Source organism: Martelella limonii (assembly GCF_013344475.1).
Lineage (GTDB): Bacteria > Pseudomonadota > Alphaproteobacteria > Rhizobiales > Rhizobiaceae > Martelella > Martelella limonii.
Genome location: NZ_JABUOU010000001.1, coordinates 347,136 through 359,680, shown reverse-complemented (window position 1 = coordinate 359,680; position 12,545 = coordinate 347,136). Strand labels below are relative to the sequence as shown.

Annotated in this window: 12 protein-coding genes and 3 tRNA genes; 6 read left to right on the top strand and 9 right to left on the bottom strand. The window is 62.0% G+C overall.

From position 1 onward, the window contains the following. Positions 1-53: 53 nt before the first annotated feature. Both HPQ62_RS01705 and murB read left to right on the top strand, forming a co-directional pair. A complete protein-coding gene (locus HPQ62_RS01705) occupies positions 54-2,117 on the top strand; it encodes a lytic transglycosylase domain-containing protein (protein ID WP_174800772.1) in 2,064 nt (687 codons plus the stop codon). Between the two features lie 86 nt (positions 2,118-2,203). Further along, positions 2,204-3,190: a UDP-N-acetylmuramate dehydrogenase gene (gene murB / locus HPQ62_RS01700; protein ID WP_206678028.1), complete on the top strand. Its 987-nt coding sequence runs from the start codon at positions 2,204-2,206 to the stop codon at positions 3,188-3,190. Between the two features lie 18 nt (positions 3,191-3,208). Here the strand turns inward: murB and HPQ62_RS01695 are convergent. The 3 genes from HPQ62_RS01695 to HPQ62_RS01685 all read right to left on the bottom strand — a co-directional run bounded on the left by HPQ62_RS01695 (position 3,209) and on the right by HPQ62_RS01685 (position 4,617). Continuing rightward, positions 3,209-3,285 (bottom strand) — tRNA-Pro (locus tag HPQ62_RS01695). Between the two features lie 62 nt (positions 3,286-3,347). Beyond that, positions 3,348-3,818: a DUF192 domain-containing protein gene (locus HPQ62_RS01690; RefSeq protein ID WP_244629518.1), complete on the bottom strand. Its 471-nt coding sequence runs from the start codon at positions 3,816-3,818 to the stop codon at positions 3,348-3,350. A 220-nt stretch (positions 3,819-4,038) separates the two neighbouring features. Further along, complete coding sequence (locus HPQ62_RS01685; RefSeq protein ID WP_174800771.1) at positions 4,039-4,617, bottom strand: cold-shock protein; 579 nt, start codon at positions 4,615-4,617, stop codon at positions 4,039-4,041. A gap of 160 nt (positions 4,618-4,777) precedes the next feature. Here HPQ62_RS01685 and HPQ62_RS01680 point away from each other — a divergent pair, with 160 nt between their 5' ends. The 3 genes from HPQ62_RS01680 (at position 4,778) to HPQ62_RS01670 (ending at position 5,642) form a co-directional block, all read left to right on the top strand. Continuing rightward, complete coding sequence (locus HPQ62_RS01680) at positions 4,778-5,218, top strand: VOC family protein (protein WP_174800770.1); 441 nt, start codon at positions 4,778-4,780, stop codon at positions 5,216-5,218. A 167-nt stretch (positions 5,219-5,385) separates the two neighbouring features. After that, positions 5,386-5,460, top strand: a tRNA-Glu gene (locus tag HPQ62_RS01675). Positions 5,461-5,567: 107 nt separating this feature from the next. Then, positions 5,568-5,642: transfer RNA gene (locus HPQ62_RS01670), tRNA-Glu, on the top strand. 103 nt (positions 5,643-5,745) lie between these two features. Here HPQ62_RS01670 and recJ read toward each other — a convergent pair. The 6 genes from recJ to HPQ62_RS01640 all read right to left on the bottom strand — a co-directional run bounded on the left by recJ (position 5,746) and on the right by HPQ62_RS01640 (position 11,773). Continuing rightward, positions 5,746-7,557, bottom strand: coding sequence for a single-stranded-DNA-specific exonuclease RecJ (gene recJ, locus HPQ62_RS01665; protein WP_174800769.1), 1,812 nt, complete (start codon positions 7,555-7,557; stop codon positions 5,746-5,748). Positions 7,558-7,618: 61 nt separating this feature from the next. Continuing rightward, positions 7,619-8,935, bottom strand: a complete 1,317-nt coding sequence (locus HPQ62_RS01660) for a homoserine dehydrogenase (RefSeq protein ID WP_174800768.1) — start codon at positions 8,933-8,935, stop codon at positions 7,619-7,621. Between the two features lie 51 nt (positions 8,936-8,986). After that, the gene (locus HPQ62_RS01655) at positions 8,987-9,349 is read right to left on the bottom strand and encodes an acyl carrier protein (RefSeq protein WP_174800767.1); all 363 of its coding nucleotides are present in this window, start codon (positions 9,347-9,349) and stop codon (positions 8,987-8,989) included. 295 nt (positions 9,350-9,644) lie between these two features. Next, positions 9,645-10,862: an LL-diaminopimelate aminotransferase gene (locus HPQ62_RS01650; RefSeq protein WP_174800766.1), complete on the bottom strand. Its 1,218-nt coding sequence runs from the start codon at positions 10,860-10,862 to the stop codon at positions 9,645-9,647. Between the two features lie 187 nt (positions 10,863-11,049). Beyond that, positions 11,050-11,241: a hypothetical protein gene (locus HPQ62_RS01645; protein ID WP_174800765.1), complete on the bottom strand. Its 192-nt coding sequence runs from the start codon at positions 11,239-11,241 to the stop codon at positions 11,050-11,052. Between the two features lie 139 nt (positions 11,242-11,380). Further along, entirely contained in the window at positions 11,381-11,773 is a 393-nt protein-coding gene (locus HPQ62_RS01640; RefSeq protein WP_174800764.1) for a GFA family protein, read from the bottom strand. A gap of 64 nt (positions 11,774-11,837) precedes the next feature. On the opposite strand from HPQ62_RS01640, the gene sfsA reads away from it, so the two are divergent. Continuing rightward, positions 11,838-12,545, top strand: a complete 708-nt coding sequence (gene sfsA / locus HPQ62_RS01635) for a DNA/RNA nuclease SfsA (protein ID WP_174800763.1) — start codon at positions 11,838-11,840, stop codon at positions 12,543-12,545.

Here is a 12,545-nt window from a genome sequence, read left to right as displayed (position 1 = left end):
GAGAGCAACGATAGTGGGAGAGCCCCCCTGAATTCGACCCCTGGGACGATCGAATGAAGAAAACGCTTTGCATACTCTCGCTCGCCGCCACCGTGACGGCTGCGGACCTGACATCTCTCGCCGCGCAGGATTTTCCTTCGATGGCGCCCATCCCCTATGCGCGCCCCGACCGGGCTGCGCTGCCGCCCTCCCTTGAGGTAACCGGCGCGATCACCCAGCCGGTCTCCACCCCAGCCTCTAACTCGATCCTGAAGCAGGGCCTCGATGCGCTGAAGGCCAGCAATGTGTCCGGCGCGATGCAGGCACGAGCACGGCTTGCAACCGGCAGCCTCGATCATCAGATCCTCAGCTGGGCGATCGCGAAATCGGGCGAGCCGGGCGTCCCCTCCTCCGAAATCGCCGAAGCCCAGCAGGAGCTGCGCGGCTGGCCGGGCCTTTCGTCCCTGCGCGCCAATTCCGAACGCGCCTTCGCCCGTGAAAACCCTGCGCCCAACACCGTATTGGCCGCCTTCGGCAATTCGCTGCCGGAGACCGCTGAAGGCACGATCCTGGTCGCACGCGCCTATCTGGCCACCGGCCAGAAGCAGAAGGCGCATGACATCATCATGCGGGCCTGGAGCGGATGGGCGCTCGACACGAGCTCGGAAAACCAGATCCTCAAGGAATTCGGTCCGATCCTGAGCAAGAACGACCACAAGAACCGGATGATCTACCTGATGTATCGCGACCGCGCGACCCAGGCGAAGCGGTTCTCCGAAATGGGCGGAGCGCAGTCTCTCTACAATGCCTGGGCAGCCGTCATCCTGCGGCAGAACAATGCGGGCAGCCTCATCAACGCGGTGCATTCTTCATGGCGCAGCGATCCGGCCTTCCTCTATATCCAGATCCGCAATGCCCGGCAGACCAATCAATATGATACGGCCGCAGCGCTTCTCAACAAGATGCCGCGCAATCAGGCAGCGCTCGTCAATCCCGATCAGTGGTGGGATGAAAGCCGGATCATCGGCCGCCAGTATTATGAGGATGGCAAGCCGCGCCAGGCCTATCAGGTGGTGGCATCAGCTATGCCCACCGGCCGTCTTGATCGGCTCGATGCATCCTTCACCGCGGGCTGGTTCGCGTTACGCGGGCTGAATGACGGCCGCACAGCGTCGAAACATTTTGCCGATATCGTGGCCGTTTCCAACACGCCGATCTCGGCATCGCGCTCCTATTACTGGCAGGGCCGCGCCGCTGAAGCCGGCGGCCCGGGCAATGCGCGCGACTTCTACCGCAAGGCGGGCTCCTACGAGACCACCTTCTATGGCCAGCTTGCGCTGCAGAAGCTCGGCCAGACCCAGATCAAGGCGCCCTACCCGAGCCCGTCTGCCACCGACCGCTCCAATTATCAGCGCAACCCGGCTGTCCAGGCGATCAACCGGCTCGAATCGGTCGGCCATGGCTGGCGCGCCGATGCGCTTTATCGCGGGCTTGCCGAGCAGCTGACGAGCCCCGGCGAACTTGCACTTCTCGCCTATCAGGCCGAGAAGGATCGCAGCCATCTTCTGTCGCTTCAGGTCGGCAAGATCGCCTATGGCCGCGGCATCGATGTCGCAGCGCTGGCCTTCCCGATCGGCGTCATTCCCTCCAACGCCAACATTTCCGGCTCCGGCATGGCGCTGGCCTATGCGATTGCACGGCAGGAAACCGAGTTCAATCCGGGAGCGGTGTCGCCCGCCAATGCCCGCGGCCTGCTGCAGCTTCTGCCAACGACCGCCCAGCGCGTGGCAAGCCGCCACGGCCTTGCCTATTCGGCAAGCAGGCTGACGACGGACCCGGCCTATAACGCGACGCTAGGCGCGCATTACCTTGGCGAGCAGATCGACCGGTTCGGCGGTTCCTACATTCTCACCTTCATCGCCTACAATGCCGGTCCCGCGCGCGTGCCGCAATGGATCGAGCGTTTCGGCGACCCGCGCGGCAAGAACCTCGATTTCGTGATCGACTGGATCGAATCGATCCCCTATCCCGAGACGCGCAATTACGTGCAGCGCGTGATGGAAAACTACGAGATCTACAAGGCCCGATTCGGCCAGCCGACCGATATTGCCCGGGATCTGATCTACGGCCGCACCTGATTTTCCTCAAGTCAGACGGCCGATGCCCGCCATCGGCCGTCCGAATGCGCCGCATGACCGCCGCGCCCTAACCCCAGATAGCTCCGATGGACATGATCGCTGATTTCGACCTGACCGCCCACAACACGTTCGGGCTGAAATCGACGGCCGACCGGGCTGTTCTCATCGACGACGCCGCAATGCTGCCGGAGCTTGCAAAGGCGAGCGCCGAAACCGGTAGGCCTCTGAAAATCCTCGGCGGCGGCAGCAACGTCGTGCTGGCGGAACGGCTCGACGCGATCGTCGCCATCATGCGCATTGCCGGGCGAAGCGTTAACCAACAGACCACGGACGCGACCATCGTGACGGCGGGCGCCGGGGAAAACTGGCACGATTTCGTGGTCTGGACGGTCGATCAGGGCATTGCCGGGCTCGAGAATCTGGCGGGCATTCCGGGAACCGTGGGCGCCGCCCCGATCCAGAACATCGGCGCGTATGGCGCGCAGCTTTCCGATTTCTTCCAGTCCCTGACCGCCTACGATCTCAAGACCGGCACGATCGAGACCTTCGATGCCGAAGCCTGCCGGTTTGCCTATCGCCAGAGCGCGTTCAAGAGCGAACCCGGCCGCTACGTCATTCTGACCGTCACACTCGCCCTTCCCCGCACATGGAAGGCGAAACGCGACTATGCCGGCCTCGACAGGCTGCCTGAGGACGCAACCGCAAGGGCGGTTCTCGACCATGTGGTGGCGCTGAGAGCATCGAAGCTGCCGGACTGGCGCGTGCTCGGCAATGCCGGCTCCTTCTTCCACAATCCGGTCGTGAGCGCCGAGGCGGCCCGCGCTTTCGAAGACGCGCCGCAATATCCCCAGGTGGACGGCACCGTCAAACTCTCGGCTGGCTGGCTGATCGAGCAGAGCGGGCTCAAGGGCTTCCGTCTCGGCCCCGCCGGCACCTATGACCGCCACGCCCTCGTCCTCGTCAACCACGGCGGCGCCACGGCACGGGACATCGCCGCCCTCGCCACCCATATCCGCGACAAGGTACGCATCCGCTACGGCGTGGATCTGGTCCAGGAACCGATCGTGCTCTGATGTTATTTTCTTGGAAAATGGTCGGAGTGGAGAGATTCGAACTCCCGACCCTCTGGTCCCAAACCAGATGCGCTACCAGGCTGCGCTACACTCCGACGATGCGGCCCGGATACACGGTTCGCGGGACGACCGCAACCGTTAATCCGCGCTTTGTGCGCTATTGAGGAAGCGCCGGGCCGCTGATCGTGTCGCCGGGCTTGAGATCATAGGCCTGAACCTGGCCTCCGGCGAGCTCGAGAACGTACTTCACCGGCTCTTCCGAGGAAATCACGCGCTTTGAACCGGGTTCGGCGCCCTCGTAATAGCCTTCGACAGAGCCATCGGCGCGGATGAACACCATGTCGAGCGGAATCAGCGTATTGGCCATCCACATCGTTGCCTGGCGCGGCTCACCGAGATCGAAGATCATGCCGTGGTCCGGTTCCAGCGCCGTGCGATACATCAGGCCGCGCTGGCGCTGTGATTCCGTGAGCGCCATTTCGACGACGATCTCGTGATCGCCGGAAGCAGTGTGCAGCGTCAATGACGAGGTATCGAACGTGATCTCGCTCTGCGCAAGGGCGAGCCCGCCGAGAATCAGGCAGAAAGCGGCTGCGAGCATGGTGCGGATGCCGAAAAAGCGTGTCATGGGGTCCTCGTTCAAAGCACGGTCCGCGGTGCGCGGCAGCCGTGACCTTATGCCTGCAAAGCTGGAAGTTCAACGCGTTGCCGAAGCGAGCGAAGACAGGCGAGCCCGACCGGTGTGCGAAACTGGCCCACCCTGGCTCGTTGAACGCGGCAAACGAGATGCGCACTGGTTTCACCGGCACGTGGCGAAGCGCATTTCGCGGAAAGAGGCTTTGGAAGGCTCAGTTGGTCCGCATCTGCGGCGCAGGCATATCGGGATGGACTTCCGCTGCCATCAGACCTTTCGGTCCATTGCCGAATCGCACCAGCAGCGTCTGACCCTGGAAGAGTTCGGTCAGGCCGTAACGGCGCAGCGTTTCCATGTGGATGAAGATGTCTTCGGTGCCCTCGCCCCGCGTCAGGAAGCCGAAGCCCTTCTCGCGGTTGAACCATTTGACGATGACCCGTTCCAGCCCGCTTTCGGCTTCCACCTGTACATGGGTCTTCACCGGCGGCATCTGCGAGGGATGAACGGCGGTGGTCTGATCCATGGAAAGAATGCGGAAGGCCTGATAGCCGCGCTCGCGCTTCTGCACCAGCGCAACCACGCGGGTGCCTTCGAGAATCGTCTGGTAGCCATCCTTGCGCAGGCAGGTGACGTGCAGAAGAATATCTTCCATGCCGTTGTCGGGCACCACGAAGCCGAAGCCCTTGCCGACGTCAAACCACTTCACGAAGCCGGTCACCTCGATCAGTTCGCCCGCATCCAGGCCCGCATCCTCTGCGACAGAGTATCTTTCCGATTGAGACCTTTCGGCCATGTCGCCCCGCTCCTTGAAAAACGCCGGATGCGAATTAACTGATTCTTTGCACAAGAATAACATTCATCCGTCTGATTCCCGCAAGAGCCAAACGCAGGAAATCGGGCCTGGCGGCCAAACTCCGCCCAAATTCATGACCAGCCCACAGGAAAGTGACACAATGCATTATCTCCACACCATGGTCCGCATTACGGATATCGACGCCTCGCTGCACTTTTATTGCGAGCTTATGGGGCTGAAGGAAGTTCGCCGGGTGGAAAACGAAAAGGGCCGGTTCACGCTGATCTTTCTCGCAGCGCCCAAGGATCTCGAAAAGGGCGACGGCGAGCATGTGCCGAAGCTCGAGCTTACCTACAACTGGGACAAGGAAGAGTATTCCGGCGGTCGAAACTTCGGTCACCTCGCCTATCGGGTCGAGAACATCTACGACTTCTGCCAGAAAATGGCCGATGCCGGGGTCACCATCAACCGTCCGCCGCGCGATGGCCATATGGCTTTCGTCCGCTCGCCGGACGGCATTTCGTTCGAGATTCTCCAGGAGGGCGACGCACTTGCGCCACAGGAGCCATGGGCTTCGATGGAGAATACCGGAAGCTGGTAAGCGGCTTTTCATCAGGCCCTGAAGGCCTGAGAATTATGCACGCCAAAACAACAGCTTACGGAGGCGCCCCGGTCGGCGCCTCCCATATGTCTTTTTTTTGAAGAAATCGCTGATTTGCGCTTGCGGCAATTCATCTGCCTGATTATAAGGCCTCCCAGCAACCGCACGCGCCCTTCGTCTATCGGTTAGGACGCCAGATTTTCATTCTGGAAAGAGGGGTTCGACTCCCCTAGGGCGTGCCATTCCTTGCTCAAGGTCAGCGACCTTTTGTGAAGATGGTTGCGAGGGTTTTGCCTTCGCGTTGCTGTTGCGACGGTTCCGTTTGCGGTAATCGTCGGTCTTGAAATGTGCGCCCTTCGTCTATCGGTTAGGACGCCAGATTTTCATTCTGGAAAGAGGGGTTCGACTCCCCTAGGGCGTGCCATTTCAATCTCCTTCGGGAGTCCCCTTTAAAATCATAGGATCTGATCGGTCCGTCGCTTTCGACACATTGTGCTGCCGTGAGCACCCCTTCTCATGTCCGCATTTCAGGTGGGCATGGCCGAATCGATGATTCGCAACTGCACCCTGCGTTGCCCCTGCCAGTGATCGCCGGCAAGCGTGCCTGCCACATGAAGGCTGCGGCCGCGCGCGGATAGAAGCGCCTCGCCAAGCGGCTTGTCGGCCGCCCGAAACGCGATCGCATCGAGCGGCGTTCCCTCGGCACTGACCAGCCGGACCTTCACATGGCCTCCTGCCCCGATCACGCGCGCATCGCCGATGCGGTGCTGCGGCAGCGCGAACACCGGCTGGGGATGGCCCGAGCCATAGGGCCCTGCGGCCTCAAGCCTGTCGATCAGGTCGAGCGTCGCACCGGAGGCGCTGAGCGCTCCGTCGATTTTCAGCACCGCATCCGCGGCAAGCTGTTCCACCGCGTCGCGGGCATGATCCTCGAAAAAGGCCCTGAGCGACGACAGCTTCTCGCGCGTCACCGTAAGCCCCGCCGCCATGGCATGCCCGCCGCCCTTGACGAGAAGCCCGTCCTCGACGGCAAGGCGCACCATGCGCCCGAGGTCGAACCCGGCGATCGAGCGCCCGGAGCCTGTTCCCCTGCCATTGGCATCGAAGGCGATGGCAAAGGCGGGTCGCGCGAACCTGTCCTTCAGGCGGGAAGCCAGCAGGCCGACAATGCCCGGATGCCAGCCCTGCCGTGCGGTCACAATCACGCCGACGCCCGCGCCATCGCCAAACTCGGCGATCGCATCGGCCTCGGCCTCCTGGAGCATTGCCGTTTCAATCGCCTGCCGCTCGCGGTTGAGCTGGTCCAGGCGCTCGGCGATCGCCTCCGCCTCTTCCGTGTCTTCAACCGTCAGAAGCCGGCTGCCGAGCGCCGCATCGCCGATCCGGCCGCCCGCATTGATGCGTGGGCCGATCAGGAACCCCATATGATAGGGCGTCACCGGGCCGGAAAGCCCGGCACGGCGGAAGAGTGCCGCAAGACCGGGATTGGACATGGCGCGCGCCACGATCAGCCCCTTGACCACATAGGCCCTGTTGAGGCCCTTCAGGGGCACGACGTCGCAGACGGTCGCAAGCGCCACCAGATCAAGCCAGGACAGAAGGTCGATCCGCCCTGCCCGCATGTCGCCGGATTGCCGGAGCGCGCGCAGTGCCGCGACCAGCACCAGAAACACGACGCCCGCCGCACACAGATGCCCCTGCCCCGACAGATCATCCTCGCGGTTGGGATTTACCAGCGCCCGGCATTCCGGCAGGTCAACGCCCACCTGATGGTGATCGATGACCACCACATCAATGCCGCGGGCCTTGGCGACGGCAAGTGATTCATGGCTGGTCGAGCCGCAGTCGACCGTCACGATCAGCTTTGCGCCATCGGCAATCAGGCTCTCGATCGCCTTGGGGTTCGGGCCGTAGCCCTCGAAAATCCGGTCCGGGATATAGATCTCGGCCTCAAGGCCGAGCGTGGTGAGGAACTTGTAGAGAAGAGCCGAGGAACAGGCGCCGTCGACATCGTAGTCGCCAAAGATCGCGACCTTTTCGGAGCGCTTGATGGCCAGCATCAGGCGCTCGACAGCAGCGTCGCAATCCGTCAGCGTTGCCGGATCTGGCATCAGCGCGCGCAGCGTCGGGTCGAGAAAGGCCGGAGCGTCGTCAACCGGAACATCGCGCCCGACCAGCACGCGTGCAATCAGTTCGGAAAGGCCGTGGTTCTGCGCCATGGCCAGCGCACGGTTCTCGCCGGCCTGGCCCAGTCTCGGCACCCAGCGCAGACCGGACGCGGATCGCTCCACCCCCAGAAATGCCCTCTGGACCGGTTTTCTCGGCGCACTATCAGTCATCAGGCCTCCGCTTCGACGTTCTCACCCCTAGATAGTGACAGAAAGGCCGCAATGCACCGGCTCAGGGCTTTTCGATGCGGATCACCTGCGGCTTGCCGACAATATAGCCATCGCTTTCCATCGCCGTCACCGCATTGCGGACCGAAAGTTCGGTCGTCGCGTGGGTCACCATGATGATGGTCTTGGTCGGCGCATCGTCGCTTTCGCCATTGGTCGAATGCTGCACGATCGATTCCAGCGAGATCTGGTTATCGGCCATGCGCCGGGCGATCGCAGCGATTACGCCGATCCGGTCGGCAACCCGCATCCGGATGAAATAGCCGCCCTCGTGGCTGCGCATCCGCGCCCGCTTGTAGGGCTCCAGCGATTTCGCCGGCCGGCCGAGCGCTGGCACCGTCTGGGCGCCGGGCCGCGACTTGGCGATATCGGCAATGTCACCGAGGACGGCAGAGGCCGTGGCGTCGCCGCCGGCACCGGGGCCGACCATCAAGAGGTCGCCGAGAATGTCTGATTCGATCGCGACCGCATTGGTGACGCCATCCACCTGGGCAATCACCGTGTCATGCGGCACCATGGTGGGATGCACGCGCTGCTCGATGCCGCTGCCGGTGCGCTGGGCAACGCCCAGGAGCTTGATCCGGTAGCCGAGTTCGGCGGCTGCGCGAATATCGTCCTGGGTGATATTCGAAATGCCTTCAAGATAGATATCGTCGGAGGAAATCCTGCAGCCGAAGGCGAGCGAGGTCAGGATCGCAAGCTTGTGGGCCGTGTCATTACCGTTGATATCGAAGGACGGATCGGCCTCCGCATAGCCAAGGCGCTGCGCCTCCTTGAGGCAATCCTCGAAGGAGAGCCCCTCCTTCTCCATCCGCGTCAGGATGTAGTTGCAGGTGCCGTTCATGATGCCGTAGACGCGCGTCATAGCGTTGCCGGTAAGCGATTCCCGGATCGCCTTGATCACAGGGATACCACCTGCCACCGCCGCCTCGAAATTGAGAAGCACACCCTGCTCTTCCGCTTTCGCTGCAAGCTCGACGCCATCTGCGGCCAGCAGCGCCTTGTTGGCGGTCACAACGTGGATGCCTCGCGCAAGGGCTGCGTTCACCGCATCCTTCGCAGCGCCCCGCGCGCCGCCAATCAGCTCGACCAGAACGTCGATATCGGCCTCGCGCGCCATTGCCACCGGATCGTCGTACCATGTCGCTGTCGAGACATCGACACCCCGGTCCTTGGTGCGGTCACGCGCCGAAACAGCCGTCACCGTAATGGCGCGGCCGCAGGATACGGCGAGGTTGTCATGTCGCTCGCTGATGATGCGCACAAGCGAGGCGCCGACGGTTCCAAGACCGGCGACGCCGATTTTCAGGGCATCTGCCATGGGGTATTCCTACTGACCCGAATTTCACGTTCGGACTAACGCGTCCGCGCTTCATTTAGATCGTTTCGGCGGCAATTGGAACATTCTGAACCGGGAAATTTGGAAGGGCCAGCAGAGCGCCGGCCTTGCGCAGGTGCGCGCCTGCGGCTGCCTCACCGCCGCGCCGGAAGAACACTTTTGCCGGGCGCGCGCGTTGTGAACGGTTTCGACCAGATCACCGACGGTTTTGCTGGAGAGCAGATATTCATCCATGATCATCACATCAAACTCCTCCTCCAGGGCCATGCCCAGTTCAAGGAGATCGAGCGAACCGATGCCAAGCTCGTCCAGGCTCGCGCTCGGGTTCACGTCACGCTCGGCCGATCCGATGACGGCGATGATGATCCTCTTAACGCGGATAAATGTCTCGCTCATCTGCAAATACTCTTAGTTCGCAAAAAAGCCCTGCCGAAAGGAACTTTTCGCCGCCGATGTCCCCGAAAATCTAACTGGAAACGACTCCCTCCAGCCAAATCCCCTTGTACGTGATAGCGCTATCATTTTCTATCGAAAATTGCTCCGGTCGAAAGATAAACCGGATAAGGTGCAGGAGCGAAACCGGTAGTCGTTGGTACCTCTGGAACTTGGTGCCGGCCAGACAGGGAGGCTCACGCCACCCTGTCCGCAAGATACAACAGCACGAAGGGTCGAGCGCCCTTCTCTCCCGATGCTAACGATGCGCCTTCAGCGGCACGATATTGTCGGGGGCGATCTGGGTCGTGGAGAAGAAGCGCTTCAGATTGCGCGCGGCCTGGCGAATGCGATGCTCGTTTTCGACCAGCGCTATGCGGACGTGCTCGTCGCCATGCTCGCCAAAGCCGATACCGGGAGCCACCGCCACGTCGGCCTTTTCAACCAGCAGCTTGGAGAATTCGAGCGATCCCATCGCAGCGAACGGTTCGGGGATCTTTGCCCAGGCGAACATGGTCGCCGCCGGCGGGGTGACCTGCCAGCCGGCCTTCCCGAAGCTTTCCACCATCACGTCGCGACGCTTGTGATAGATGGAGCGCACTTCCTCGATATCGGAACCATCGCCGTTCAGCGCATGGGTGGCCGCCACCTGGATCGGCGTGAAGGCGCCGTAGTCGAGATAGGATTTGACGCGGCTCAGCGCCGAGATCAGCCGCTCATTACCGACGGCAAAGCCGATGCGCCAGCCCGGCATCGAGAAGGTCTTCGACATCGAGGTAAACTCGACGGCGACATCCTTGGCACCCGGCACCTGCAGAACGGAGGGCGGCGGCGCGCCGTCGAAATAGATCTCCGAATAGGCAAGGTCGGACAGCACGATGATCTCGTGCTTCTTCGCAAAGGCGACGACCTCACGGTAGAAGTCGAGGCCTGCGACCTTCGCCGTCGGGTTCGAGGGATAGTTGAGGATCAGCGCCAGCGGCTTGGGGATAGAGTGTTTCACGGCCCGCTCCAGCGGCGCGAAGAAACTATCATCCGGTTCCACCGAGATCGACCGGATCACGCCGCCCGCCATCAGAAAGCCGAAGGCATGGATCGGATAGGTCGGGTTGGGGCAGAGGATCACGTCACCCGGGGCGGTGATCGCCTGTGCCATATTGGCAAAGCCTTCCTTGGAACCGAGCGTGGCGACGATTTCGGTTTCCGGGTTGAGCTTGACGCCGAAGCGGCGCGCATAATAGCTCGCCTGCGCCCGCCTGAGGCCGGGAATGCCCTTGGAGGACGAGTAGCGGTGGGTGCGCGGGTCGCGCACAACCTCGCACAGCTTGTCGACGACCGATTGCGGGGTGGGAAGATCCGGATTGCCCATGCCAAGGTCGATGATATCGGCGCCCGCCGCTCGCGCGTTCGCCTTCAAACGGTTGACCTGTTCGAAAACGTATGGCGGCAGTCGCCTGACCTTGTGGAACTCTTCCATCTTCTTCCTCTTGGAACTTTGGGTTGATCGACCCTCCTTTTTCGAAGGTTCAACGAAACGAGAGCAGCAAAAACCGGCTCCACGCAAGAATCAACTGCACTTGCGTCGATTTTGCGGCAGAAATCCTAATACTCTGTTTCATCCTTGCCACAGATGGAGGGCGCAAAAGCGCCTTGAGGATCGCCTGCTATTGCGGCGGCTTGATGCCCGCAAGTCCGTCAAGCTTGGTGGTCATGGTCGATACATCGTCGTCGGTGAACTGCGGATAGGCGGCCGTGCCCGTGTCACAGACATCCGGCTTGCCGCATGTCTGCGTGGAGCAGGCCGAGGTAAAGACGGCGAGAACCATCACGCACAGGATCATCCAGCCGAATTTCATGGTCGCATCCTCTCAACAGGCGCCATCCGGGCGCAAATCATCTCGGCGGAACTTGCCCGCTTTGGCGTCGAGGCGCAAGCGCGCGATGGCGCTGCCGTCTCACGTGGCAGGACAAGCCTTGGAGCGCCTGCGACGGCCCCTAATCCTCACTCCGCCCGTTACGCTCGCGGTCGTGGGTGTAATGGTGGATGACGGGCAGGCCTTCCAGCCAGGCTTCTCGCCGGACAGTCCAGAGTTCATAGCTGGGCATGAAGCGATCCGTTTCGTCGAACGTTCCGAGATTGACCTCGATCTCATCCCCGCTCACCGCATAGACCGGAGAGCCGCATGTCGCGCAGAAGTAGCGCCCCTCGAAGGCGCTGGCGTCACCTGCGGTACGGACCGCATCCGAAGGGAATACCGCAAAGGCCTGAAACGGCGCGCCGTGATGCTTGCGGCAGTCGAGGCAGTGGCAGAGCCCGACGCGATAGGGCTTACCCGAGACCACGATCTTCACCCGCCCGCAAAGGCATCCTCCCGTGATGCGATCCATCCGCAACCTCCTTTTTGACAGCCGCCTCTTGCAAGCGGCGTTTCCAGGGTTAAAACCCTCACCCATGCAATTCGATCCACCGCTGATACCGGCAAGGCTGACCCGCCGCTACAAGCGCTTCCTGTTTGACGCCGTGCTTGAAGACAGCGGCGAAGCCATCACCGGCTCCTGCCCCAACACGGGCTCGATGCTGGGCCTCAACACGCCCGGCTCCCGCATCTGGCTCTCGCGCAATGATGACGGCAAGCGCAAATATCCGCATCGCTTCGAGCTGATCGAAGCGGACGGCACCGTCGTCGGCGTCAATACCGGCCTGCCCAACCGGCTGGCGGAAGAGGCGATCCGTGCCGGAATGATCGCCGATTTTGCCGATTATCCCATGATCCGGCGCGAACAGAAATACGGAGTCCAAAGCCGCGTCGACCTGCTGCTTAGCGGCGCAGACCGCCCCGACCTTTACGTCGAGGTGAAGAATGTCCATTTCACCCGGGAACACGGGCTTGCCGAGTTTCCGGACACGCCGACCGCACGCGGCACGCGCCACCTCAGCGAGCTTGCCCAGATGGTGGCGGAAGGCAAGCGCGCGGCCATGGTCTACCTGATCCAGCGCAGCGACTGCGACCGCTTTGCCATCGCCGCCGGTCTTGACCCGACCTATGCCCAAGCGTTCAGAGCGGCCCGTCGCGCGGGCGTCGAGGCCTATGCTATAAAATGCGATGTATCCCGTGACAGCATCACGCCAGATGCTACAGTATCAGTTGAAGAGATGTAA

Coding starts and splice junctions, on each gene's coding strand:
- HPQ62_RS01705 (WP_174800772.1), top strand. CDS start 54: ATGAAGAAAACGCTTTGCATACTCTCGCTCGCCGCCACCGTGACGGCT.
- murB (WP_206678028.1), top strand. CDS start 2,204: ATGGACATGATCGCTGATTTCGACCTGACCGCCCACAACACGTTCGGG.
- HPQ62_RS01690 (WP_244629518.1), bottom strand. CDS start 3,818: ATGACACGCTTTTTCGGCATCCGCACCATGCTCGCAGCCGCTTTCTGC.
- HPQ62_RS01685 (WP_174800771.1), bottom strand. CDS start 4,617: ATGGCCGAAAGGTCTCAATCGGAAAGATACTCTGTCGCAGAGGATGCG.
- HPQ62_RS01680 (WP_174800770.1), top strand. CDS start 4,778: ATGCATTATCTCCACACCATGGTCCGCATTACGGATATCGACGCCTCG.
- recJ (WP_174800769.1), bottom strand. CDS start 7,557: ATGACTGATAGTGCGCCGAGAAAACCGGTCCAGAGGGCATTTCTGGGG.
- HPQ62_RS01660 (WP_174800768.1), bottom strand. CDS start 8,935: ATGGCAGATGCCCTGAAAATCGGCGTCGCCGGTCTTGGAACCGTCGGC.
- HPQ62_RS01655 (WP_174800767.1), bottom strand. CDS start 9,349: ATGAGCGAGACATTTATCCGCGTTAAGAGGATCATCATCGCCGTCATC.
- HPQ62_RS01650 (WP_174800766.1), bottom strand. CDS start 10,862: ATGGAAGAGTTCCACAAGGTCAGGCGACTGCCGCCATACGTTTTCGAA.
- HPQ62_RS01645 (WP_174800765.1), bottom strand. CDS start 11,241: ATGAAATTCGGCTGGATGATCCTGTGCGTGATGGTTCTCGCCGTCTTT.
- HPQ62_RS01640 (WP_174800764.1), bottom strand. CDS start 11,773: ATGGATCGCATCACGGGAGGATGCCTTTGCGGGCGGGTGAAGATCGTG.
- sfsA (WP_174800763.1), top strand. CDS start 11,838: ATGCAATTCGATCCACCGCTGATACCGGCAAGGCTGACCCGCCGCTAC.